Origin of the sequence: Alteromonas sp. CyTr2, from assembly GCF_947311905.1 — a bacterium.
In the GTDB taxonomy this organism is placed as follows: domain Bacteria; phylum Pseudomonadota; class Gammaproteobacteria; order Enterobacterales; family Alteromonadaceae; genus Alteromonas; species Alteromonas macleodii.
The window spans coordinates 20,357-45,082 of the sequence record NZ_CAMZMZ010000007.1; the positions used below are offsets into that span (position 1 = coordinate 20,357).

Sequence of the window (24,726 nt, forward strand, 5' to 3'; positions counted from 1 at the left end):
CTACAAGCTAAGTATCAGTTTGACTATTAACCAGTATGCTAAACTTGCGATGGCGTCATTTTCATTTTTGCCCATTCGGCAAATTCTTGATAGGTACAGCAATCGGAGAGTCCCTTCCCATCACCTTCAACCACTCTATATATAAGCAAATACTTATGCTTACAATTATGTTTTCTTTCGTCTACAACCTGACGAACAGACCATAAACGCCCAGGTTGGTTATTTGTGTAGAATGCGCCCATTTCGAGCTCAAAACCGGCTATTAATTCTTCGTGTAAAATCGTATCAGCTAAGTCAATGATATGTTTAATTTGCTCGTCACTGGCATCAATAACCAATTCTGACCGGTTGATTGCCTCATGGATATGTCGCATTTTTATACGTCTCGTGTCAGGGTTATAGCCTATCCCCTTATATCGCATAAGACTTTGCGGGTAACGCCGCCAGTGAAAAAGATTGTTGAACAGTATCGCAACAGCAAACAGAATCATGCAGTTGATAATAGTTGGAGTGAGCACGTACCAATAACTTAAATCCGTTATCGCAGACCCACCAATTACAGCTGCCAAAGCGGTAGCACCACCTGGAGGATGTAATGAGCGAGATAGGTGCATAATAAATATCGAAAGCGACACTGCTACCGGAGCGGCAATAAAGAGATTTTCAATGTATTGTGCACTTGTAACGCCGACAATAGCAGAAAGAACATTGCCAGCGAAGAATGCCCATGGCGTCGATAGCTGACCATGAGGAACAGCAAAAAGAAGGACCGTTGACGCTCCCATGGATGGTAAAATTGCCGCTGCTCCCTCCGTGCCTAGCAACCATGTTGTAAGAAAAAAGCATAAAAATATAGCTAGCATTCCACCGATAGTGGCAACGACTTTTTCTGATACAACTACGTTGTTTTGAAAACCCCAAAACCGTTTTAGTGTATTTAACATATATTCCTTTGTAAGGTCAGATATAGGAAACGTATAGACAATATCTATAATTTCTGTGAACGAAAAGCTACGTTCTTATCTTTTTCACTAGGGTGATATTAAGGCGCTTCGCCAGTCTGACAAGATTTGCACGGTCCATTGACAGAGATCTGGCTGCCTTAGACCAGTTGTTTTCTGCGTTATGCAATGCCTTGATAATGAGTTGACGTTGAAATTTATCTGTTGCTTCCCGTAAGTCGGTATGGCTATCGGTCTCGAAACATACGGTGGACGAATCTGTGTCTTTACTTGTTAAAGAGTCTGAAGACACGGTTAAACCGGTAATGTCAGATGGCTCAATTATTGTATTTCCGGTTGGATTCTTCTCTCGAGCATAAAGTGCTGCGCGTGATATTACGTGCTCTAACTCTCTTACATTTCCCGGCCAGTGATAAACTGTCAGTTTATAAATTGCTTCTTTAGCCAGTATCAACTTTTGCAGTCCCAGACTTCGCCGCATTTTCTCTGCAAAATAGCCTGCCAGAAGCGGAACATCGCTTTGTCTGTCTCTGAGAGGCGGGACATATATCGGAAACACTATGAGACGATGATAAAGATCGGCCCGGAAGCGTTTATTTTGAACTTCATGCCCTAACTCTCTATTCGTAGCAGCAATAATTCTAACGTCCACTTTTCGACTCTTATCCTGACCGACCACCTGGATTTCCTGATTCTGTATTACTCTCAACAATGTACCCTGAATTTCAAGCGGAAGCTCTCCAATTTCGTCCAGAAATAATGTTCCGCCATCAGCAAGTAAGAACTTACCATCGCGGTCGTTTACGGCACTGGTAAACGCACCTTTCACGTGGCCGAAGAGTTCACTCTCTATCAGATGAACAGGAATAGCAGCGCAATTTACATATACGAGCGGTTTATTCCGCCGGTTTGATTGATAATGTAGCTCACGGGCAACAAGTTCTTTGCCCACACCAGTTTCACCTTGCACCAAAATTGTGAGGTCGGACGAAGCTGCCAGTCGAATGGTCTGCTTTAATTTTTTTGTCGTAACACTATTTCCTATCATTTCTTCACCCTGATGATGCTCAGAGCTATTCTCATTCATTGTCCGTAATACATGCTGAGTATGAGTCTTCTGTTTATTTAACTCTCTGATATATAACGCAGCATATAAAAGCCGGGCTGCCAGCCTGGACAGTGTGTCAACTGAAGCGGCATCAAGCGCATCATACTCATTAGGTTCCAGGCTATCGAGAGTAAGTACACCTAGCAACGTTTCATCTTTATATAAAGGAATTCCCATACAGGAATGTACGTTCATATTATGGGTATGACTTGCAATCATTCCATCATAGGGGTCTGGTAACGGCGAATCAGCTGAAAAGCGAGTGACCGCCCTCGTGCTACAGATTGCTTTTAAACGTGGATGTTGCTCTGGAATAAACCGTCGCCCCATGACGTCATCGGACAACCCTCTCTGCGCAACGGGAACAAGTGTCTCGTGTCGAAAAATCAATAGTGCTACAGCATCTGCTTTAATAGTTGCACAAACCGCAGAAATCAAACTTTCATAAAAACAATTCATCGAAACTGCAGCGGACAGATCAAGGGCAAAGTTAACCAAACTAAATTGAGATATTTTACTCATGAGACCATTTTATATTAACACGAAGCATAGGTCATTATGACACAAACGATCCTAATTAGCTCATTAAGTGATGAGTCATTTTGACACATAGTTTAAAGAGTTATTCGTAACACATTGATACTAAGTGAAATAAAATTTGGCACACGAGTCGCATTACTCATAGCTACCAAATACTTAACGTCATTAAAGGTATGTTAATGCTTACTCAAACTCATATAGATACTGTCAAAGCGACCATTCCACTACTTGCTTCGGGAGGAACCGCAATTACCGAACATTTTTACGCCCGAATGTTCTTACATAATCCTGAGCTTAAAAATATATTTAACATGACGCATCAAAAAACAGGTCGTCAGCCAGCGGCTCTATTTAATGCGATAGCTGCATACGCTGCCAACATAGATCAGTTAGAGCTACTGACAGATGCCGTTATGCGTATTGCACACAAGCATACCAGTTTTAATATCCAGCCCGAACAGTACGCAATAGTGGGACATCATCTGATTGAGACATTGAGAGAATTGGCTCCGGACGCGTTTACTCCTGATGTTGAAGAGGCATGGACAGCTGCATATGGTCAATTAGCAGACATTTTCATTAAAGTTGAAAGTGAATTGTATCAACAAAGAGCTGCTGTAAAGGGGGGCTGGTCTGGCTTCAGAGCCTTTTCTGTCGTCTCAAAAGAGACCGAATCCGAACTCGTAACCAGTTTTACCTTAATGCCCGTCGATGGCGGTAGTGTTATCGATTATAAACCGGGCCAGTATTTAGGAATAAAGGTGCATCCTCATGGTAGTGAGCATGATGAAATAAGGCAGTATTCACTATCAACTGCCGCGAATGGAAAATCCTATCGCATTAGTGTTAAACGGGAAGGCCTGGGTGAAATGTGTGGTGTAATGTCTAATTATCTTCATTTAAAAATAAATGTTGGCGATGAAGTCTTGGTCATGCCCCCTGCCGGGGACTTTTATCTAAAACAACTTGATACTCCGGTTATATTGATTTCTGCAGGTGTGGGTCTGACGCCTATGCAAGCGATGTTAGATTCTTTAGTAAAAGAGAACTTCGCACATCCGGTGACCTATCTTCACGCATGTAAAAATCGAAATCAGCATTCTTTCAAAGATCATGTTGAGAGTGTTAAGAGTACTCTGAACCTGCAGTCGCACACGTGGTATGAAAATGACGTTAGCAGTAGTCAAAATGAAACTACCGGAAGAATGAAAATAGAAGACGTTAAAGGTTCTTTACCACTGAAAGAGGGCGAGTTTTATCTCTGTGGACCTTTGCAATTTATGCTTGCTATCAAGCATGAATTATTAGCCTTGGGCGTCAGTCAATCGCGAATCAATTATGAATTATTCGGGCCGCATCAAGAAGTTTAATCAAGTTTCAACGATGATTGACGCCAATAAACTCTTTGATAAATCAGCAAGAAAAATACCTTAAAGAATAAAATATTGCTCATGATGAAAAGCTCAGAATTTTTCACTGCTAATTCCTTAAATACGGAGCGATATAATCTTAAAAGTTCTTGTTATTTTTTTATTAAGTATTAGTATCAGTGACAGCAATGAGGAAATCATGACTAAGCACTGTAATCTCAACAAGAGCATTTTACTCACCTTACCCAATTAAGCCGGATGCAGTTCTGCATTCGGCCGCCTCTTATTTATCTAAAACCAGAAATTCCGTACCGGAATAAATTAAAGCTATAGATTAAATTTCTATTTCCTCACAGGGAAGGCTTTCCTGCGGGTGATTTTTAATTCAAAGAGGAAGGATTATCATGTCAAGAAAACCTAACATCACAATTTCATATGAAGACTTGAGTGATATTGAAGAACAGCTAAGAAAAATTAAATTACCGGCTGAAAGGTTTGACGAATTAGAAAAAGAATTAGTTCGCGCCAAAGTCGTTAACATTAAAGATCTTGCTCCAGACGTCGTGGCAATAGGTTCTCAGGTTACATTTAAAATAAGTAAGTTTGATAAATACTTGACTAAAACACTCTGCCTTCCATTGGATATGCATAAATACGAAGACGGCATTTCAATTTTCGCACCAATTGGCTCGGCATTAATAGGTTTAAGAGCTGGTCAAAAAATTAGCTGGAATACTAAAAGTGGCGAACAACAAATTGATATATTAGAAGTAAAAAGAAAAGTCCGTTATCTCGTCTGTGATTAGAAGGTAATCATTAACAGGTTGATTTATGAATTATTTAAGTACTACTATTTCTCAGCTAAAACAAAGCAGTCCGGCACAAACTGAATTTTATCAGGCTGTTGAGGAAGTCCTGCGAACTCTGGAACCTGTTCTGGAAAAAAACAACTATTATGCGAAGCATTCAATTATACAGCGATTAGTTGAACCCGAAAGACAAATTATGTTTCGGGTGCCCTGGCAAGATGACAGCGGAAATATACAGATTAATAAGGGATACCGCATTGAATTTAATTCGGCACTTGGTCCGTACAAAGGAGGACTTCGTTTTCATCCTTCGGTCAATGCCAGTATTATAAAATTCTTAGGATTTGAACAAATATTTAAAAATGCGTTAACTGGCCTGCCAATTGGGGGGGGCAAAGGAGGCGCAAATTTCGATCCAAAAGGACGAAGCGATGCCGAAATAATGCGTTTTTGTCAGTCATTCATGAACGAACTCTATCGTCATATTGGACCCAATACTGATGTGCCTGCCGGTGATATTGGTGTAGGCGCCAGAGAAATAGGCTACATGTTCGGTCAATACAAAAGACTGACCGGGAAATATGAGGGCGTACTTACCGGAAAAGGTTTGCTTTGGGGGGGGTCGTACGCGCGAAAGGAGGCAACAGGATATGGAACAGTATATTTCGCAGATCACATGCTTAATGCACGAGGCGAAAACTTACAAGGACAACGTTGCCTCGTGTCCGGTGCTGGAAATGTCGCTATTTATGCAATGGAGAAGCTTTATCAACTTGGTGCTACTCCTATTGCCTGTAGTGACTCAACCGGTACGCTATATCATGCGCAAGGGTTGGATCTGTCTCTTATTAAGGAACTCAAAGAAAAAGAACGTACTTCGCTTTTACGTTACTTAAAGTCTCACCCCAGGGCACAGTTCATTCCGATCAGTGAATATCCTTCAGGAGGACATACTATTTGGCGATACAAGGCAGACTTAGCGTTTCCATGTGCCACACAAAATGAGTTAACAACTCGTGATGCCGAAGCACTGGTTTCTAATGGATGCAAATTGGTGAGTGAAGGTGCAAATATGGCTTCTTCACAAGGAGCGGTAGAGTACTTTCTTAAAGCCGGTATTTCTTATGGTCCGGGTAAGGCCGCTAACGCCGGGGGAGTAGCGACAAGTCAGTTAGAAATGGCGCAAAACGCCAGTATGCAAAAATGGACTTTCGAGCAAGTCGATTGTCAATTACTACAAATAACGAAGGATATTTATCTACGAGCCAGTGAGACTGCAAGAGAATTCGGTGCGCCCGGTAACCTTGTATTAGGAGCTAATATTGCTGCCTTTCGTCGGGTTGCAGACGCAATGATTGAGCAAGGTGTAGTTTAAAAAACGCTTAAAGTGAATTCAGATCGCCTCGAAATTCATGTCAAATCTAGTCTGAATGCAAGAAACAAATAAATATCAGAACCTCATCATCATCTAGTCACGGTGACGGGACTGCAGCTGACTTTTATAAACATCACTTTAATTACTATTAAATACAGATGAGGCAAATCTACAGCCTGTTTACTGTTCTTAATAATAAGAAAGTTTTTCCGATTTACCGGCTAATATTCGGTATACCATGACAGTGTAAGCGAGAATACAAGGGACAACAATCACGGTACCTACCAACAAAAAGCGAAGAGAATTCGCGTCTGCCAGCGCATCCATGATGGTGAGCTGACCCGGTACAATATAGGGATAGTAACTTATCCCAAACGCAGCAAAACATAGCAGAAATACAAGCAGAGCTAACGCAAAAGGCAGCCGTTCACCTTTCCTGTCCGCCTACGGCAGCCCTTGTAGCACGACACTACTTAAAGCCAGTAAACCAAAACACGTTACAGGTATAGCCATCAACAAAAAGCCCAGGGGGCTTTCTAACCAGAGTGCCCTCACTTCTGCGTGCAGCGTTAAATTTAAAAAATTTACGGCAATAATGCCCCCAGCCAGGATCATCAGGCATCGCTTTGCCCAGTAGAAGGCTTTTCGTTGTAAGTCACCCTCTGTTTTGAGAATAAGCCAGCAAGCACCGATAAACGCAAAAGCTGCGGTAACGCCGAAATCGGATAGCAAAGCAAAACCCTGCGCATACAGATCGGTACGCAGGCCGGTTACCCATATTCCTAACATGTATCTCTGAGAGAGCGTCGTAAACAGCGAACCGTATTTAAAACAGGTGTCCCACTTTTTCTTTTCCGTTTGAGCAACTTTCGCGCGGAAGTCGAAAGACACTCCCCTTAAAATAAGCCCCATTAGCATAAAAGTGGCGGGCAGATATAAAGTTTGTAAGATTGCACTATGTGCCTGTGGAAAGGCAATTAAAAGTAAACCCACCGCTAGCTAAAGAAACTGCGAATAAGTCCTGCAATTTAGTTCTTGATCCAGCCTTTGCATTCGCCGTCTAACTTTTGAACGCTAAATTCTCAATTCAGGCCAATATACTACATTTTTAGGCCTGATTTCGGCCTTATTCCGGGTGATTTCCAGATTTCAGATAGATCTTGGCTGTCGCCTTAACATCTGGTCTACTTTAAACAGGTTTGCCAAGGTGAATAACATGGCTAACTGTGAGTCATTTTTCATCAGTCCTTTATAGCGTGCTTTGATAAAGCCAAACTGACATTTGGTGATCGGAAACGGATGCTCCACTTTCGCCCGGATGCTGCGTAGAGCCCAAAAAATAAAAACCGACTCAAAGGTCGGTTTCAGTATCTACTTCAAAAAGAATAGATGGTACCAGTGGGCGGACTTGAACCGCCACGCTATCGCTAGCAACGGATTTTGAAATAAATGCGCATACATTACTTTATTGAAATCATGGGTATATGTTTACATTGAGAAGCTTTGCAAATTCTTTGCAAAGTCAGGCCTCATTCCTACGAACAATGTCAAGAAATCTCTTCCGCTTACTTATCAGGTTGTAATAGTAAAAATCATCAAATGTAATAGTCTTCCGGAACACCTCATCCTGCCAACGGAAGCACGTCACCAACAGAATATGACAGGCAGTATTTTAAGGACATAGAAAGTGTCTAGGAAAGTCAGGCCTTGCCAAATGATCCCCGCACCAATAGTTAAAGTACAAATACGCAACAATCCATAAAGCCATTAATTGAATCAGGGATGGATTAACATCGCCAAAAACGTGGGAACAATGAGTGAGTTTTTAACGCAATGGCAAGAGACTGCTCATACTACCTTGGCACTGTTTATATGGCTTTTTAGGTTTTCGTGCTTGGCTACCTAATAAGCTCAATGAGCCAAGTCTTTGTCAACAAAAAGCGAACGCAAAAACCTATGGAAAAATTGGAGCCAAGAGTGCCCGCCTACCTCTAGTCTAAGGGTACTGCACTCTAAGGCCTATGATGGTTCAATTTGACGTCATTATGGCTTTGCCGGTTTACATAAATGCGGGTGGTTCAATTAGGGAGTACATAAATCATGATGAATTGTATGGGAGAGACGATGGGGGTTGAAATGATGATAGGTATGGGTTTGATCTGGCTACTGGTAGTGATGGTCCTAATCGGGGCAGTGGCTGCGTTGTGGAAATACTTACGTTCAGATAAAGCGCGTGATGAATAGAATTAAACATTTGTCTGCAAGCCCGCAAGCAAATGTCATTTCTTTTCCTTTTTAGTAAATGTTGTCTGGAAAATGTGGTAGGCCCCTTTTATAAAACCTGGTCACAATGGACCCCATGTACGCAGTGCTTATCTGTACTCAGGCAAGTTTTGGAAATGGCGTAATTAGCTTACTTGACTTCTAAAGAAACAAGTATAGAACGAGTGCGAAAAAATATGAAGATTTTATTGGATGGAATATATAAAAGGTAAAACATGGAACCAACAAGAAAAAGTGATTTAAAAAAGGCCAGAACGCTTCAAATATTAAATGTCATCTATGATGCAATTGAAGTCATAGTAGCTTTAATCGCAGGAATAATTGCTAATAGTTCAGCGCTCATAGGGTGGGCATTGGACAGTACAATAGAGGTGTTAAGCGCTACCACGCTAGGCTGGCGTCTACACGGCGAACTTAAGGGAATTGATAAAAAACAAGTAAATAGACGGAAGAAAATCACTCTCTACGTGATTGCCGTATCATTTACTTTGGTCTGCATATTTATATCTTATGATTCCGTTACAAAACTTCTTAGTCAGCAAACGTCAAGCTGGAGCACTATGGGGTTAATCATTTTAGTTACTTCCTTGCTTATCAACCCGATTTTGATTCATTTCAAAAGAAAATATGGCCGCAAGCTGGATAGCCCGGCGTTACTCGCCGATGCTAAAGATACCTTTATCTGCTTATACCAAACGATCGTTGTCCTTGCCGGTTTGTTATTGGTAAATTGGTTTGGTTGGTGGTGGGCTGATCCTGTGGCGGCATTGCTCATTGTACCTTATGCAGCAAAAGAAGGTTGGGAAGCTTACACTAAAGCAAGAGACATCAGTATTGATGAGAAGTAATACCCGCATCACCTTAAATAATTCATTCTCTTAGCACTGACTTGTTTCGTCACGTATCAACCAAGTGCTTCAGGCTCAGGCATCATGATACAGCACAGAATGTAATGTTCCATGCACCGATGGTTGAGATACAAATACGCAGCAATCCATAAAGCCATTAATTGAATCGGCGATTGATTAACATTGTCTTAAAGGAGAGAACAATGAGTGAGTTTTTAACGCAATGGCAAGAGGCGGCTCACACTACCTTGGGTCTGTTTTGGATGGCTTTTTGGGCTTTCGCGCTTGGTTACCTAATAAGCTCAATGATCCAAGTTTTTGTGACCAAAGAGCGCATGCAAAAGTCCATGGGAAAAGCCGGCCCTAAAAGTGTGGCATTGGGCACTTTCTTTGGTTTTATTTCCAGTTCATGTTCCTTCGCTGCGTTATCGACGACGCGTGCCCTATTTGTAAAAGGTGCAGGCTTAGTTCCTTCGCTTGCTTTCATGTTGGCGTCCACCAACCTGGTGGTGGAATTAGGCATAATCATTTCTATTTTTCTTGGGTGGCAGTTCGTTGTAGGAGAATATGTCGGTGGTATTCTGCTTATCCTGGCCGTGTGGCTTTTGGTCAAACTGACGTGTAAAAAAGAGCTTGAGGAAAAAGCGCAATCACACGCGAAAAAAGCAGAGGGAGGCGACAGCCAGGCAAATAGTAAGGAAAAAGGCTGGAAAGATAAAATAATGAGTAAAGCAGGATGGCACCAAGTTGCCAGCCGTTACACAATGGAATGGAAGATGGTATGGAAAGATGTAACCATTGGATTTACGGTTGCCGGTATCATCGCGGTATTCGTTCCCACTGAATTTTTTCAATCTCTCTTCATAGGGGCCGGACAGGAGTCGAATTCCTTTTTACAAATTCTCGCACAGACAATCGTAGGCCCAGTCGCGGCTTTTTTTACGTTTATTGGTTCAATGGGCAACATTCCGCTAGCGGCGGTGTTATTCGGGCAGGGGGTCAGTTTCGCCGGAGTAATGGCGTTTATTTTTAGTGATTTGGTGGTATTTCCAGTGTTGCGGATTCAGGCGCAGTACTATGGCTGGAAAATGGCTATCTATATACTGATTGTATTTCTATGTGCCCTTGTAGGAGTCTCGCTCGTCATGCACTACGGACTCGATCTCTTGGGGCACTTACCAGATGCCTCCGGGTTTCAGTCGATGACCGATCGGGAGTTCTTCAACATTGATTACGCTTTTTTCTTGAATGTGGCCTTTCTTACATTAACCGGCGCATTCATCTTTTGGCATTACTCCAAAAAAGAGAAATCGACCTCAGGCAGTAAAAGCCTTGGCGATTGGGTATTGCTGACGCTTTCGATAATCGCGTATGTATGGCTTGCAATTGGTATTGCTGTGCTTCCATTTTTATAGTTTACAAGCGCAACTTTATGAATTAGTTAACTTTCATTTTGAGTTTTAATATTAGAAGTTGTTCTAAGTTTCAAATCAGTCCCATAAACGAGCAAAGTTTCTTTCATTTAAAACAAGGAGCCAGTGAAAGACGCTTGGAACGCCTTTCACTGGTATTGTGACAGTATAATATCCTCAGCTTCAATATAGCGACTGCTCTTCATTTTAATTGTTAGCCCATTTCTCAATTAGATCTTTGTTCATATTAAAAGGCTAAGAACTTCGGCTGTGTGGGGGATTTATAAAATCAGCTGCCATTATCAAATATAGCTAGGGAAAGTGACTGTCCTATTTACTTTCACAGTGAAACTATGGCTTAGTCGGTCGCAGCGAACGCTGAAGATTCGAAGGTTATGCGTTAATAAAGCGTTCAACGAATTTCAGACACAAAAACCGACTTGCGTCGGCTTATTGTTATCTCTTTCATTGGTAAGAAAAGAGATGGTACCAGTGGGCGGACTTGAACCGCCACCAGGTTTCTAGATTCAGACTAATAGGTCACGTTAATGTGTATTAACATAACCTAAAAATATCTATATAAAACAGGTAGCTATTGTAACTAAGCCATATATACTCGAAGTAAGCGCATTATTTTTTCTTTGCAAATGGGTATTTATGGCTAAGCAGTTAGCAAGACATGACATCGACGACACGCTCTACGTTTTCCTGCAAGATAACAGCAAAAGTGGTACGCCCGTTTTCAACTTTTCGGGAAGTGGCATTGCAAATCAACTAAACAAGTTGATAAAGAAGAAGCTGTAGCAGCGGCTAGACTGTTACGTATGGAGTGGAAAATAAAAGCGGAAACCGGAACACTCACAACGAGCAAGCGTTTTCGCGATGTAGCTGCAAAAAGCATTCTTGCTATGGAACATGAGCTTGCTCACGGCGGTGGAAAAGTTAGCTACAAAGACTACATTGGGGCTTTGAAAAAATATCATATTCCATTTTTTGACCGTACATATATCACTTCTATTGACCAAGACAAGCTTAAAGAGTTCGACATTTGGCGAATACAAAAGGCTGGTAAGGTTCTTAACAAATCGACTCTTCTAAATCATAACGCTGCGCTACAAATGGTGTTTAAAGCAGCGATTGAAAACCAATGGATGTTGCCAGTTCAGGTTCCAGTATTAAGCAACAAAGGAGAGCAGGGGGCTAGACGTGCTGCTTTCAGCGAAGTTGAATATGAGAAGGTCGTTGAAACTCTCGAAAGTATGAGAGACAACAGCCGTAAGGAAAAGACAAGGCAAATAAGAGAACTTTTACTTGATTATGCTGACGTAGTTGTCAATACAGGTATTCGTCCTGGCACTGAAATGGAAGAACTGACTTGGGCTGACATCTTAATGACGAGACAAGAGCACCAAGTTATTTTTAAAATCAAGGTACGAAAAGGCAAGACCACTAAACATACTGGCACTAGAACCGTTGTGTGCAAAGATGAATTTGTCTTTCCCCTAATGAATTTAATGGATCGTTTTCCTAATCGCCGACCGTCCGACAAGATATTTCTCTTAGCAGACGGTTCAAGTACCAATGAACTGGGTAGAACCTTTGTATCTGCATTAGAAGAAGCAGAGCTGAAGACCAGCCCAGATGGACCAAGAACACTCTATTCGCTGCGCCATACTTACATAACTTGGCAATTACTTAGCCGAACTTTAAGAGTTGATGTACTTGCTCGACAATGCGGTACTAGCATTGCGATGATAGAGCAACACTACAGTCATGTCGTCCCTAGTATGTTTGAGCAGGAGCTATCCGGAGTAACGTTCGAAAATAAAGAAGAAAGGGCAAAAAGCAAACGTGCGCTCGCACGAGGTTTAAAAACCAAAGAGTTACTTACACAGCGCTTCAAGGTTTGGGAGGCTGAGTACAGAAGGCGTGGTTGTATTTAAAGCAACGGTATAGTTCCTGATACTCATGGCTCAAGTGTATGTTCTTTCAATATTTGCTGTTCTGCTTCTAAAATATACTCTTCAGCTCTCCGCCATGGCAGCCTACGGCCAGCATTTTTCATTAGAGTTAATGAGGTCCTCGCTTCGTCCGCTGTAATAAGCTGTAGTATTACAAGTTGTTTTAAGAGCCACACTGTGCCCATGACAACAACAGCTTCATTTTCTGCTGCGGCTCGTAAATCTTTGTCTCCAGTAAGAAGTGGGCACTGATGATGTTTCGCCAACGCAAGCGCAAAACAATCATTGCGGCTAGGTTTTCGATATTGCTCAACAAGCGCTACGCTATAACTTACTAACTCTCCCTCAAGCTCATCAAGTCTCAAACCCAGCTCAATTAAATGGTTGTGTTCTTGTTCTAGTTCTTCGTAAAACAAGATATCGGGGATGGAGAAGTTATAAGGAAGTTGGAACATTTGTGGCAGCAGTTCCCCTTCTTCCATATCAATTAGGATGTTTGCGTCACTAATTAGTAATTGCATCAGCCATTCCTAGCTTACGTTCTTTGTGGAATGCTGAAAGTGGCATTTTTAAAAATTCAGCAGCTTTTGATTCTGTGATGTAATCTTCCGCTAACGCTCGATAGACGAGCTGTTTGTAAAGAAATGTTGTTTCTTGAGGGTAGGCGGTGCCTGGTTCCCGTGTACGCCACTTGAGCTTATTGAATTTCATGTAATATTGCTTTTGCAAAGATGATGAAATTACGTTTGCCTGACCCGCACGAACCAAAATGCCCATCATACTAATGCCAAACTCTTGCTTAAGCATAAATAGCTCACGCGGCTCAAGAGCCTGCCGATATGTGCCAAGGTGTTGTTTGATTGCTATCAAAGGTAGTAAAAAGGCACCTGCAAAGTGGTTGCATGCTTTCTCTTCGTCAATAGTATCAGGTAACCGACCGTGCAATACTAAATGACCTAGCTCATGAGCTAGTGTAAACCGCTGTCGATCTCCAGGCTGTGTTGTTGATACAACAATAACTGGTGACTCGTTGATCTGTCCGGCTAATCCATCAAACTTATTACCTATATTGACGTCGGTACAGATAACCATAATGCCTCGAGATTCAAGGCAATCGATCATATCAGGAATAGGGTTAAGACCTAACTGCCACTCTTTCCGCATTTGTTCAGCAATAGATTCAATTGCTTCTTCAGAATCAACTGTCTCGGGTAAATTACCTGGTAGAGTAAATTTACTTATCGGACGGACAGAATCTGGAAAAAGGTCTAGCAATTCAGTCCATAATTCAGCTTGATCTAGAACATCGCCATTTATACGGTCGAGAGTTTTCTGTGGGGTATTAGAACGTTTTCGGTACTCAACATGTCCCAACTCCACTTTTGTTGGTCGAAAAAAGTATTCTGAGCGGACTCCTAAAGTCTTTGCGAGTTTATAAAGCTTCCCTGATGACGGCATTGCTTCGCCATGTTCGTATTTCTTAATAGCATTAGCAGATACACCAATTGCAATGCCCAGAGCGTTCATAGACATACCTGCAGCTTTACGTGCTCGCATCAAACGTTCTGAAAACATAGTCAATCTCCAAGTGGTTTATAAATTTTATTATTTCCACTAAATTATAAACCATGGGTGAGTTGATGTCGATGTTTTAACTAGGCCGCAATTAGTGGACTTGTGCTAATTCCTCTAATGAGACCTACGAGTCTATGGCTTATCACCATCGGTTTTTATCGCTATTTGAATTAAAGAGAAAAGATATATCTAACTTGGCCAATTAATACCTTATATGACTTTCTGTGGTGCCCCAGTAAAGAAAATTGCTATTCCAGGCAAGGCTGTTCATGCACGGCAGAGCATCAGAGTTAAGATACTTTGGTACATCACTTTGTCCTAAAAGAAGTAAATCAAGCCAATGCTTCGTTATGAGTGATAAACCACAATAATCTTAATATGACTGTGCAGCGTGCTTAATAGAGCACATTTTGATAATGGAATTGATGTTCTAGGTCACTTTTTGTCGATTATCATTAATTCGTAGTTGTGTAATTCAAATTTATAAGGGTGCTTACTAATCCTGAGCTCAGGATTTACTTCTAAATAATGGTGTAAGGGTATGATTAATAGCCTTATATTACTTGAGTTGGTTGTTATTCCTAATTGTTCTGCTTTTTTATTTGTTTTTTATGCAGATCGCTGTCGTTTTTTCTAATTCCTCCGTGAGCGGCAATTTCGTGTCGCTGATAGTCAGTCAATTTGTTACGGAGATTAAAATGAGTTTATTAAATGAAGATAAAATTTACGATCTAATCGATCTTATAAATGATTCACACTGCGATTTTGCAGAAAGTGTTACAACCCTTTACATCAATCAGGCTTATAGTGTTATTGGCTTCCCAAACTTCAAGAGTTTCTGTACTGAAACCTTTCCGAGTATAAGTTACTCAATGCTGTTTGAACACGCAAAAGCAGGTGAGATAGCTTTAAGCTTATCTCTACCTGTTGGTAAGTATTCCAATTCATCACTACTAGCAATGCGCAAACTTCATGTTGATGTAAGGTATCGAGTATGGCGTAAGGTCTGTGAAAATCTGAAAATAAAATCTAAGCCCTCACCGGAAAGCGTCACAAAGAAATTTGTTGAACAATGTATTAGCGAAACTGTTGATGCCCCCAAAAGTGGGCCAACTAAGGATGTTGACTTCTCTCGGTTGAAAGAAGCGCTAACGGTCAAAGATGAAAAAGCAATTGCAAAAATAATATTTACGCTAATTGACGACGAAGAGCTAGTGCAAGCGCTAATTGAAGACCTCGAGAATTGCCTCATAGAACTGGAAGAATCAGAGGAGGAACTTTAATATGCGCGGAAATACAATCAATGTAGACATAGACGCCCTAAACATCTTAGTGACCGGGCTATCAAATGAAAACTTGGCCCAATTTGAGCAATCTTTGTTCAAATGTGTGGAAAAGCTTTCGTTCAAGAACCATTGTTCACCATACGCCATCATGAAGCGCTCTAGAAGTTACCAGCAGAGTGTAATTCTGCCGCTGTGCAAAGAATTTCAATATGGAAAGATAAACACTGAAACACCTTGTTTAGTTATAAGCACTGGTTACAGATACTCTATCGATGAAAAGCTTCTAATTCAGTTGAAAGGTTTTCCGCTAACCAGATATCACTATGACGTTGCTCGTTTCTGGTTTAAATATCTCACCCGAAAATGTAATAAGAGGCAAGGCTTTACTCCCTTGTTCAGTATATCAATGTTTCATCTAGCGACTGATTTCTTTCGCCCGCTTGGGTCAATTGGCGTTGAGCTACGCGGAAGCAAAAAAAGTGCGTTTTATGTTGAAAATGGATCACTAACAGGAGTAGGTATCGGAAGTTTGCGGTCCACAGTTAGAGTCACAGCGTACAGCCGAAACGAAAAACTCTTGAGGTCTGGCAGACCGAGTGCACCCAGTCTAAACAAGCCTTGCACCCGCATCGAGAAGAAAGTAAAACTGAAGAATGCAACCTGTTGGGAGGAGCTGATTTCACTAGTTGATAAGCATATAGCTCTCGACAATTTGTTTATCTACGACCTCGATAAGTTATGTACATCGACTCAGTTAGACTTCAGATTACTAAACTGTATTAAGAACTTAGGTGCTCATCAAGTTATTGCTGCTCAGCAAAGTGATAATGAGCGGAGAAAGCTGAGAAGGTTGATGGCTCGTCATCGAATAGATATTCATTCCGGGGAATTCAGCTGGGATTATGGACCTTCTATCAAGTACCTCAAGCACTTTTGCAGCCCTTTTCGTAAGTGGGTTAGTAATAGGGGGCGATGTACCCAAAAGGAGTTCGTTGAAACCTTCTTGAAGCAATAACAACAAACCATTAAAGCTAAGGTGCCTGCGTACCTTAGCTTCACTAAACTGGTACAAAACAGCCGTATTACCTTTCACCAACCCTCGCTATCATATATTTAGCTTTTCACAGCAATCCTATTTTATTTCAATACTTTTAAACTAAATATAGGAGCATTTTATGAATGCTGCATGCCCCTATACGCTGTATTTAGGTCGACTTGCACCTAATAGTCAGCGTTCTATTGCTTCACAGCTCAATAGTATCGCCGATTTGCTACGTTGGCCCGAAAAAAAGCGTGAGATGATGTACCACAAGATAGACTTTCAGCAAGCTAGTCATATCAAAGCATTGCTTATTGCTAATGGCTGGTCTGCACGGTCTATAAACAGAGCAATTACAGCAATACGCAGTATTGTAAGCGTGGCTGTTATGTCAGGTCTTGCGCCTGAAATACAATTAGTTCAGCTCCGCGCTATCAGCAAAGTGAGCCACGGCGCGCATGACGGTAAGCCGCTTTCGGTCAAGCAGGTTCAAACGCTATTCGCATATTTGAAACAAAATACGTCCGTACTCGGTATCCGTAATTATGCTGTATTGGCAACACTCCTTGGAACGGGGCTACGGCGAAGTGAGCTAGTTGCGCTATTACTTCAAGACTATGTAGCAGGCTCGGCACTTATTGTGAGGAAAGGGAAGGGGAACAAGAGCCGTACCGTTCACTTACCGGAGTGGGCGCAGCACGCGCTAAACGAATGGCTAGCGTTACGTGGTAAACACAAAGGTTATTTGTTTCACAGAGTAGCGAGAGGTGGGAACATCCAACACGATACTCACTTATCTTCATGTGCTGTTTATTCTCTAATTCGTAAATCATTGTCTGCCATTGGCATTGAGAGAGTGTCACCACACGACCTTCGACGTACTTTCATCACACGTTTACTCGAGCAGAATGTCGATTTAAATACCGTTCGACAGATGGCAGGGCATGCAGATATCAGTACGACGATTATGTATGACAAACGCAGTGAAAAGGTCATGCAACAAGCTGCCTCCTTACTTTCCTACAAATTGTGAGGTCTATATGTCTCATAAAGTGTTAAGAAAGTCTGGTGAGCTGCATTATCTTGCGTGTGAGTGGGGCAAGCGGTTACTTCGATATTTGCCATCAGTTGATACCGATGTACTTAGTAAAAGCCTTGCGTCTAATCTGCGCGGAAGCAGTGTTTCAAGCGTACCGTTTTTCACAGACAGAAATGAAAGCGTTAACTATAAAGCATGCTTAACTATTAGTGATAGACAGCCTAAGGTTACCAAAACGTTTCTAGACAACTGTAGCTTCATCAGAAGCCTAATGGATTTGCCGAAACAAACCGATTTGCTTGTTCAGTTCGCTTTACTTTCTCAAGTAAATCAGTGGTTGAGGGCGTTAGCTTCATCCGTGCATTTACAAGCTAGCCATTTGTCTCTGAATGAAATTATTAAAGACATTACAGGCGTTAATGACGAGCAGTTTACTCATGCTACAGCGCGATTGAATCAATATGGTTTCTTACCGGATGTGGATTTTTTATCGTATGATTTTGGCGAAATGCCTAAGGTGCTTATCCGTAAGTTACTTACTGAAAAAATAACCTCTAGAGAGATGCTGGTCGAGCCGCTGCTTCACCCGTCTCCTAACGCTGCATTTGGGCTCAAGGATTTTCCGCATGTCAATACAGAGCTTTTAACGCGATACTTAAATGCTGCTACGCAAGCTAGAAGAGTGGGTACAAGTGTATTGCTGTACGGTGACTCTGGAACTGGCAAAACGGAATTATCTCGCGCACTAGCGAAACGTTGTGGCAGAACGCTTTATGAAATCCGCTCTACGGCACTAGCAAGCAAATATGCTGATGATGAATTTAACAGCCGTTTCCCTAACAAGGACAGGCTTCGTTATCTTTCGTTACTTAACTCATTACTCACTAATAAATCTAACGCTATGTTGTTAGTCGACGAGTGTGAGGGCTTATTTGAAAATGTTGATAGCCAGTACAGTAAAGAGCACCTGCAGCGTTTCATCGAGCAAAACGACATCCCTTGTATTTGGATAACTAATTATGTGCAGAGTCTTGAAGTCAGCTTTATCAGAAGGTTCAAACTCGCCGTTCATGTACCGTCATTGAAACCCGAAGAGATAGAAAGCGTTACGCGCTCTTACTATCGCGGTTTGGGTTTGTCTCTTGCTGTTCGAAAGCGAATCAGTCAGGTGGAGAATATCACGCCTGCGATAGTGGCAAATGCTACTCACATTGCGCACACAGTTGAAGCAAAGAGCGGCGATGCAGAAGCAGTGGTAAACGATGTCGTTGAGTACTCTCTCCGAGCGACAGAGCAATGGCAAGACAAGCTTAACTACAAAGGCGAAATCCCATTTAAAGTAAGCTACCTTAATATCAAACAACCACGAGCCTACCTTGATGATATTACTTATGCGCTGAAACACAACCTACCTAGTCGAACGTTAATTTCAGGTCCGCCAGGTACAGGTAAAACCGCCTATGCGCATTATCTTGCTGAGTTAAACAATAGAAAGCTCTTGCGGGTTAAATGCTCGGACGTATTAAGTAAATGGGTGGGTGAAAGCGAACAGAAAATTGCCGAACTCTTCCAACGCGCACACGCAGAGGAGCAGGTTATCCTTCTTGATGAAGTCGACAGCTTGCTCAGTGCTCGGGAAGGGCTAAGTGCTCAACATGAGCTTCAGTTCGTTAATGAGTTTCTAACGCAAATAGAGTGTTTCACTCAACCTTTATTTGCCGCTACAAACTTTGTCACCAAACTAGATAAAGCGGTGTTACGTCGTTTCGACTTCAAGCTTGATTGTCAGTACTTAACCTCAGTGCAAGTACTGGCGCTGTATAAACAAATAACAAGAGTTAAAAGGCTAAGCGAGCCAGAGAGTGAAACGCTACTTCAACTGAAATACCTTACTCCAGGTGACTTTGCCATCTTGGCGCGCCGCACCAAGTTTCGCCCTAACGTATCAATAAGAGATTTTGCCATCAACTTGTTGGCAGATGAAAACCAACGTAAACAAGCAAAACCCCAACCGGGCTTTATTCGCCCTCACTAACCCATAGAGGTAAACACTATGTCTACATCCGTATTGAGTTCGCTCAAGGTCATCGCTCGCCCTAAAATTGAGCCTAAACCTCCCGTTATCGGTAAGCGTTTAAAACTTATTGAAAGGTTGGAGCAACAAAAAGAGATGGCGCAATGCCTTATCGACAACAAACGTTTTGAGGCGTTTAAGGAAAAGAAAGTTAAGAACCCTGAAACAGGTGAAATCACCACTCAGCGCAGACCCACCACTGTTCGACCGTGGTATTACGATAGCGACGAACACTACTATATTGAAATAAAAGTAGGTAATAAACCTATTGAACTTCAAAAAGGTAAACCTGCGATAGATGTTGGCGATAAAGCCAAGCTGCCCGAGATTATAGATACCGTTATACAGGCGATTGAAAAAGGTGAGCTTGATAGTGCTCTACTCAAACCAGTTGTTCCTAAAAAGGCGGGGCCAAAAAGTCAATAAAAGTAGAGCCGTTGAAAGGGTGATAATCAGTGTCGCCCTTTCTCTTTCAATAATGCGGCAGTAATAAATCAAATAACGAACAATCAACCCTTATTTCAACAAGCAACTTAACGCTGCACATACAACTAAATTAGCTTTTTATGCGGCTCGCTTCGACAAAAAAGCCAACCTATTTCAAATTAACATCAAGGAACCAAATTATGCGCATTCACAGCGAAGGGCTAGCTTTGCCTGTTACCCACAAGTTTACTAACGCAATAACGGTTATGCTGAACGAAAAGGGCATTTCGGGTAATAGTGTAACTATTAACTTTCGTGACCCGACTTACTCAGCCGAGAGTGGAGGTTTTCATCCTGTCGAAATTAGACTGGAACGGCAAAATAACACTTGGCACCTGTGCTATATCACAGACTTCGTTTACGTCGGGAGTGGCCCTTGTGCAGAGTTAGCAAAAGACCTCGACTTTGATTTCCAAGCAGGCGTATTTCAAAACCTTTTCGGCGTTTTTCCTATCGAACAGGCAACCGATCTGTATCAGATATGGGAGGGTAATTTTCTGCATTACTGGATTGAGTTGGAAGCGTTTTCGATAAACATCTCAGAATAGACTAGGCACTTTTTTTAAAACTGTAAACAGATAAGGAGCATTGAAAAACAGTGAGGATAAATATTGTGTCGAGATGTGTTTCCAATCTCAATGTTACCAGTAAGAAAGCGGCCTATTCTGTCTTTGTGGGTCGAGAGCCAGGAGTGTACGAAACGTGGAAAGAAGCTGAAGCTCAAGTCAAAGGTTACAGCGGAAACCGTTATAAAGGTTTTCCGTCACTATTAGAGGCAAGGCGTGCCTATAGATGCTTTCTCAAGGAGGCTAAGGTAGTGACTGAATCAGAAAACAAACCCCAAAAAGTTAAAAAGACAAAGCCGGGTGTTATTACCGGCGTTGACGTTCCACCTTGGAATTTGGACTAGCTAGAACGTCAAGTGCATGGAGCTGTACAGATAACCTCTGTCGTTCCATGCCGTCTATATTACAACCGCTCGGTTATTCGGTAGATAATGAGTTTATGAGCGATAGTCCAAAATGATGGACGAGAAATAGAGGTAAACCTGCCAAAATGAAGATGATTTCTGACGTTTGTACCTTTCTTTTCTGTGATAATAATATCGACAGTTGACTGGTAAGTGTTTCATGCTCTTCGTTCGTTATAAGACAAGCTTTTTTATGATTTATACACGCTAATTGTATCCAGTCAGAATGAGTTATCTTTCTCGCATCACTTAACTCTTTTGTTCCCTCTTCAGCTGAAAGGCGTTTGTATATTTTGCCTCTACAGCTACTTACGCTAATTTGGCTCGATAAAAATGATTCTGGAGTTTTTACATGCCTTGTAGCTTCGACCATAGGATAGTTGATGAAAGCGTATCCTAAATCAGTCTCATCTGAATAAAGATTAATGAATGTCTCTAGCGTTTCAAAGGAAAATTTATCATCATTGTATTCAAGATCGAAGAACAAATAAATTTCTGTGAATTTATGTCGAGATATGCCAGCTAAGGCCTCCTGATTCTTTGGTTGGGTTTTCGACTCCCGTAATAACTCAACCACGTCTAGATCAGGGTCCTCCAAAAGCTCTTCGGAAAGCTCGTAAACATCATTTCCAAAAACACAGACGCAAACCGCAGTTTCGTCTTGATCGAAAAAAGCTTTTTTCAGACTTTGATAATAATTAAGCTCGGTTTTTTCTCCCTCAAAAATCAGTAAAACGTGTCTACTCAATCCTCATTCCTCTGTATATTTTCTCTATATTATGAGCTTTCCGTAGTTCCTTATGAACCAAGCTTGAGAAAGGAGCGATTTTGTTGTCGCTAACCTCGAAATAACAATCCGGCCTGAGAAGATCATTATCGAGTAGTGATAAGTTATGAGTTGTTAAAACAGTCTGACATTCTAGTTCGCTGAGCTTGTTTACAATTTTTCTCGACAGCTCAAAATGATAAAAAGCGTCAAACTCATCAATAAACGCGAACTTTATTTTTTTGTCACACAACTGCAAGTACCAATAATAAAAAATACCCAAGGATAATGTTCCCGTACTGGCTATTCTCGAAAATTCTATTGTCTTGTTCCGATACTTAAAGACAATATATTGGTCGTCTGATGCTCCCTGTACGTCGAGATTGCAATTTACACCCACTTCATTCAAAAATTTTTCGAATTCTTGGACTTTTCCTTTTCCTATTATTTCGTCTGAAAGTTTACTTGAGCTAATCCGTTGCCCTTGATATTCAGTTCGATTGAGGCTTCGAAAGAACACCATGCCGCCTACAAATTCAATAAACTTATCAAAAATATAGTTAAGTCTAGTCTCATCTAGCACAGACATACTGAGATAACGAATGATGGAGATATCAGCTCTGGATATGTCAGTTTTCAGATTTTCACTACCATCTAAATCAAAGAAAGCTTTATGACCTTCGTCTCTGTTTATTTCCGCAACTAGTTGCTTGTCTATATGGAGTGATTCATACACAAGGCTCAAATCGTCAGTTTTCCCATAGCGATATACCACCTCATGTCCTTCGATCTCAAACTCATACTCAAAGTTTGCGTGTTGCTCATCCGTATCCGCATTGAGAAAGTTATCTTTCAATGTATTTATTTGCACGGTTGAATCAGGTATGACGTGTGAAACGATATCTAATATCGCTAAACCGACATTTGATTTCCCACTCCCGTTCTCACCATAGATGACACTATGGTTTACAGTGCCGTTTTTGAGAGCATGTGTATTAAATTCATACTTGTTAGTGCTTCGCAGATCGAATTCTAGTTTGTCTTTAAAATTCCTAAATCCTTGCACCGAAAAATAAGTAAGCATCGTAGTCTCCAATATTCTGTGTCAAGATAGCACAGCTTTATCGTGCCGTAAAAAAATTACGGTACAGTTTTTATCTTTTGAATTTTAGTTGTTTCATAAGTCGCCCTACGATATTTACTCTCCTTCTTGGCCTCAACAGAAGTAGAACTTGAAGAAAGGAAGAGGGAGTTTAAGCGCCGATTCATGAGCAGTTAAATATGTATCTGCTTTACAACCGTCTCAAAATGAACCACACTGTACTAAAGTATAGAAGCGTAAACAGGGACGATGCTCGATTCAATCAGCTTTGCTCAAAAACAGCGCCTTGCCTACATCGACTTTTGCCTGTTGTTCAAAGGTGCGATTTATCGCCAGGACTTAATTAATCGTTTTCAGATCGGTTTGTCGGCAGGTTCACGCGATTTCAATATTTACAAAGAGCTTGCGCCGGATAACCTGTCTTACGATTCGCGAGAAAAGCGTTACTTCCAGACACCTCAGTTTAAAAGTGTGTTTGAGCATGATGCAAGACGTACCTTAACCAAACTCGCAAATGACATATCCGATGGGGTTGATGCAATAGGTGATATCCATTTCCCAGTAGAAGCACCGTCTAGTCTAAATGTGCCAGATATTTTTATAGTTGCTCGTCTTGTTCAGGCTATTCTGAATAACAAAGCGGTTAGTGTTATCTACACGTCACTTTCTAGTGGTTCCAATGCCAGAGAGCTCGTTCCGCACTCGATAGTGGACAATGGCCTACGCTGGCACGTTCGTGCCTTTGATCGAAAGAGTCAAAGCTTCCGAGACTTCGTGTTAACGCGCATTAGCAAAGTAACACTAAAAGACACGCCGAATGAAGATGAAAGCACCCAAGCAGATACCGAATGGCAGCGCCTTATTCCGCTTCAACTCGTGCCACATCCAAAGAATGTAGAGCACCCCCACCGCGATAGAAATGGATTATGGCATGGCGAACAAGCAATTGCTTATCGAAGTGCGAGCGGCAATGGCTGGTTACCTGTTAAGACGGTGGAATGTGGACTGCACCGAGAGCGGAACGCTAAAAGGCGCGGAGTACCAACTTTGGTTACAAAACCGGTTTACGCTAAACAACGTGCAAAACTTAGCGATTGCGCCGGGGTATGAAGCTAAAGACAACGGAAGTGGTGGTGATCAGTGATCCTCCATTGCACCAAGAAGCTTTACGCCAAGTTGCCTGAAAAAGTGAAAGTGGCAGAACAAACTGCGAGTGCTATAGGCATTCAGGCGCAGTGGCTAAACTGGCATGCAAATCTAATCACCATCCAAAGAAGACAATGTGTGATCGCGGTGCATGATGCGACACGTTTCACGTTGTTTATTCCATGCCTGACCAAGAAAGACTTCGCAAACCTCGATTGGCATTTAAACGATGTGTTTATTAACACCTTGTTGAAAAGCGACATGCCGCCTGAGCTCGTTAATGCCGCTGCGACGAACTACCAACCACTTACGTTCGATACAAACTGTAATCGTTCGGTACAAGGTACGATGAATCAGGTAGCTCAAGAAATTGATTATGGATTGTATTACAAGAATACCTCGGTAGCGGATATCAGCCCGTACCGATATAGCGCAAATTTAAGCCACAGGCCTTGCGGCGTAAAAGGTCAGAAAGAATATATTTGGCCAGATAAAGAAATGGCTCAGTTACTACAAAAATTACCAAAGAAACTAGCCGATAGTGCAGCAAATACGAACCTGCATTAGTGGCGAAT

General features: G+C 41.7%; 19 protein-coding genes and 4 pseudogenes. 14 read left to right on the forward strand and 9 right to left on the reverse strand.

Going from position 1 to position 24,726, the window contains the following annotated elements:
- Nucleotides 1–38: 38 nt before the first annotated feature.
- Both QME20_RS06025 and norR read right to left on the reverse strand, forming a co-directional pair.
- Nucleotides 39–944 (reverse strand): HPP family protein, encoded by a 906-nt coding sequence (locus QME20_RS06025; RefSeq protein WP_281715630.1) that lies wholly within the window; start codon nt 942–944, stop codon nt 39–41.
- A gap of 67 nt (nt 945–1,011) precedes the next feature.
- Nucleotides 1,012–2,592 (reverse strand): nitric oxide reductase transcriptional regulator NorR, encoded by a 1,581-nt coding sequence (norR, locus tag QME20_RS06030; protein WP_281715631.1) that lies wholly within the window; start codon nt 2,590–2,592, stop codon nt 1,012–1,014.
- Between the two features lie 197 nt (nt 2,593–2,789).
- On the opposite strand from norR, the gene hmpA reads away from it, so the two are divergent.
- The 3 genes from hmpA (at nt 2,790) to gdhA (ending at nt 6,164) form a co-directional block, all read left to right on the forward strand.
- A complete protein-coding gene (gene hmpA, locus QME20_RS06035; RefSeq protein ID WP_281715632.1) occupies nt 2,790–3,980 on the forward strand; it encodes an NO-inducible flavohemoprotein in 1,191 nt (396 codons plus the stop codon).
- A gap of 404 nt (nt 3,981–4,384) precedes the next feature.
- Entirely contained in the window at nt 4,385–4,786 is a 402-nt protein-coding gene (locus QME20_RS06040; protein ID WP_239241824.1) for a GreA/GreB family elongation factor, read from the forward strand.
- 25 nt (nt 4,787–4,811) lie between these two features.
- Nucleotides 4,812–6,164, forward strand: coding sequence for an NADP-specific glutamate dehydrogenase (gene gdhA, locus QME20_RS06045; RefSeq protein WP_049588184.1), 1,353 nt, complete (start codon nt 4,812–4,814; stop codon nt 6,162–6,164).
- A 189-nt stretch (nt 6,165–6,353) separates the two neighbouring features.
- Here gdhA and QME20_RS06050 read toward each other — a convergent pair.
- Both QME20_RS06050 and QME20_RS06055 read right to left on the reverse strand, forming a co-directional pair.
- Nucleotides 6,354–7,157, reverse strand: a pseudogene (locus QME20_RS06050) (cytochrome d ubiquinol oxidase subunit II).
- Nucleotides 7,158–7,313: 156 nt separating this feature from the next.
- Nucleotides 7,314–7,487, reverse strand: a pseudogene (locus QME20_RS06055) (IS5/IS1182 family transposase); the annotation flags it as partial.
- A gap of 1,175 nt (nt 7,488–8,662) precedes the next feature.
- Between QME20_RS06055 and QME20_RS06060 the strand changes: the two are divergent.
- The 3 genes and pseudogenes from QME20_RS06060 to QME20_RS06070 all read left to right on the forward strand — a co-directional run bounded on the left by QME20_RS06060 (nt 8,663) and on the right by QME20_RS06070 (nt 12,650).
- Entirely contained in the window at nt 8,663–9,295 is a 633-nt protein-coding gene (locus QME20_RS06060) for a cation transporter (RefSeq protein WP_015067954.1), read from the forward strand.
- Between the two features lie 203 nt (nt 9,296–9,498).
- Nucleotides 9,499–10,710, forward strand: a complete 1,212-nt coding sequence (locus tag QME20_RS06065; protein WP_061095220.1) for a permease — start codon at nt 9,499–9,501, stop codon at nt 10,708–10,710.
- A gap of 654 nt (nt 10,711–11,364) precedes the next feature.
- A pseudogene (locus tag QME20_RS06070) lies at nt 11,365–12,650 on the forward strand (site-specific integrase).
- 23 nt (nt 12,651–12,673) lie between these two features.
- Here the strand turns inward: QME20_RS06070 and QME20_RS06075 are convergent.
- Nucleotides 12,674–13,189: a PIN domain-containing protein gene (locus tag QME20_RS06075; protein ID WP_015067951.1), complete on the reverse strand. Its 516-nt coding sequence runs from the start codon at nt 13,187–13,189 to the stop codon at nt 12,674–12,676.
- Entirely contained in the window at nt 13,173–14,243 is a 1,071-nt protein-coding gene (locus tag QME20_RS06080; protein WP_015067950.1) for an XRE family transcriptional regulator, read from the reverse strand. Before QME20_RS06080 ends, QME20_RS06075 begins: the two co-directional genes overlap by 17 nt.
- A gap of 698 nt (nt 14,244–14,941) precedes the next feature.
- Between QME20_RS06080 and QME20_RS06085 the strand changes: the two genes are divergently transcribed.
- Complete coding sequence (locus QME20_RS06085) at nt 14,942–15,526, forward strand: hypothetical protein (RefSeq protein ID WP_015067949.1); 585 nt, start codon at nt 14,942–14,944, stop codon at nt 15,524–15,526.
- A 790-nt stretch (nt 15,527–16,316) separates the two neighbouring features.
- Here QME20_RS06085 and QME20_RS06090 read toward each other — a convergent pair.
- The gene (locus QME20_RS06090; RefSeq protein ID WP_139125438.1) at nt 16,317–16,622 is read right to left on the reverse strand and encodes a hypothetical protein; all 306 of its coding nucleotides are present in this window, start codon (nt 16,620–16,622) and stop codon (nt 16,317–16,319) included.
- A gap of 82 nt (nt 16,623–16,704) precedes the next feature.
- Between QME20_RS06090 and QME20_RS06095 the strand changes: the two genes are divergently transcribed.
- From QME20_RS06095 to QME20_RS06115, 5 genes are all read left to right on the forward strand, one after another.
- Nucleotides 16,705–17,601: a tyrosine-type recombinase/integrase gene (locus tag QME20_RS06095; protein WP_049588295.1), complete on the forward strand. Its 897-nt coding sequence runs from the start codon at nt 16,705–16,707 to the stop codon at nt 17,599–17,601.
- A gap of 7 nt (nt 17,602–17,608) precedes the next feature.
- Nucleotides 17,609–19,642 (forward strand): AAA family ATPase, encoded by a 2,034-nt coding sequence (locus tag QME20_RS06100; protein ID WP_281715633.1) that lies wholly within the window; start codon nt 17,609–17,611, stop codon nt 19,640–19,642.
- A gap of 18 nt (nt 19,643–19,660) precedes the next feature.
- Entirely contained in the window at nt 19,661–20,107 is a 447-nt protein-coding gene (locus QME20_RS06105; protein ID WP_061095828.1) for a DUF6641 family protein, read from the forward strand.
- 200 nt (nt 20,108–20,307) lie between these two features.
- Nucleotides 20,308–20,715 (forward strand): DUF2787 family protein, encoded by a 408-nt coding sequence (locus QME20_RS06110; RefSeq protein ID WP_281715634.1) that lies wholly within the window; start codon nt 20,308–20,310, stop codon nt 20,713–20,715.
- 65 nt (nt 20,716–20,780) lie between these two features.
- Nucleotides 20,781–21,077: an RNase H1/viroplasmin domain-containing protein gene (locus QME20_RS06115; RefSeq protein WP_080986439.1), complete on the forward strand. Its 297-nt coding sequence runs from the start codon at nt 20,781–20,783 to the stop codon at nt 21,075–21,077.
- 73 nt (nt 21,078–21,150) lie between these two features.
- Here QME20_RS06115 and QME20_RS06120 read toward each other — a convergent pair whose 3' ends face one another.
- Nucleotides 21,151–21,885 (reverse strand): hypothetical protein, encoded by a 735-nt coding sequence (locus QME20_RS06120; RefSeq protein ID WP_049588284.1) that lies wholly within the window; start codon nt 21,883–21,885, stop codon nt 21,151–21,153.
- On the reverse strand, nt 21,878–22,987 hold the full coding sequence (locus QME20_RS06125) for an ATP-binding protein (RefSeq protein ID WP_049588282.1): 1,110 nt from the start codon (nt 22,985–22,987) through the stop codon (nt 21,878–21,880). The genes QME20_RS06120 and QME20_RS06125 overlap by 8 nt, the downstream gene beginning before the upstream one ends.
- Nucleotides 22,988–23,254: 267 nt before the next feature.
- On the opposite strand from QME20_RS06125, the pseudogene QME20_RS06130 reads away from it, so the two are divergent.
- Both QME20_RS06130 and QME20_RS06135 read left to right on the forward strand, forming a co-directional pair.
- Nucleotides 23,255–24,149, forward strand: a pseudogene (locus QME20_RS06130) (WYL domain-containing protein).
- Entirely contained in the window at nt 24,146–24,718 is a 573-nt protein-coding gene (locus tag QME20_RS06135; protein ID WP_239241150.1) for a hypothetical protein, read from the forward strand. The pseudogene QME20_RS06130 and the gene QME20_RS06135 overlap by 4 nt, the downstream one beginning before the upstream one ends.
- Nucleotides 24,719–24,726 lie beyond the last annotated feature (8 nt).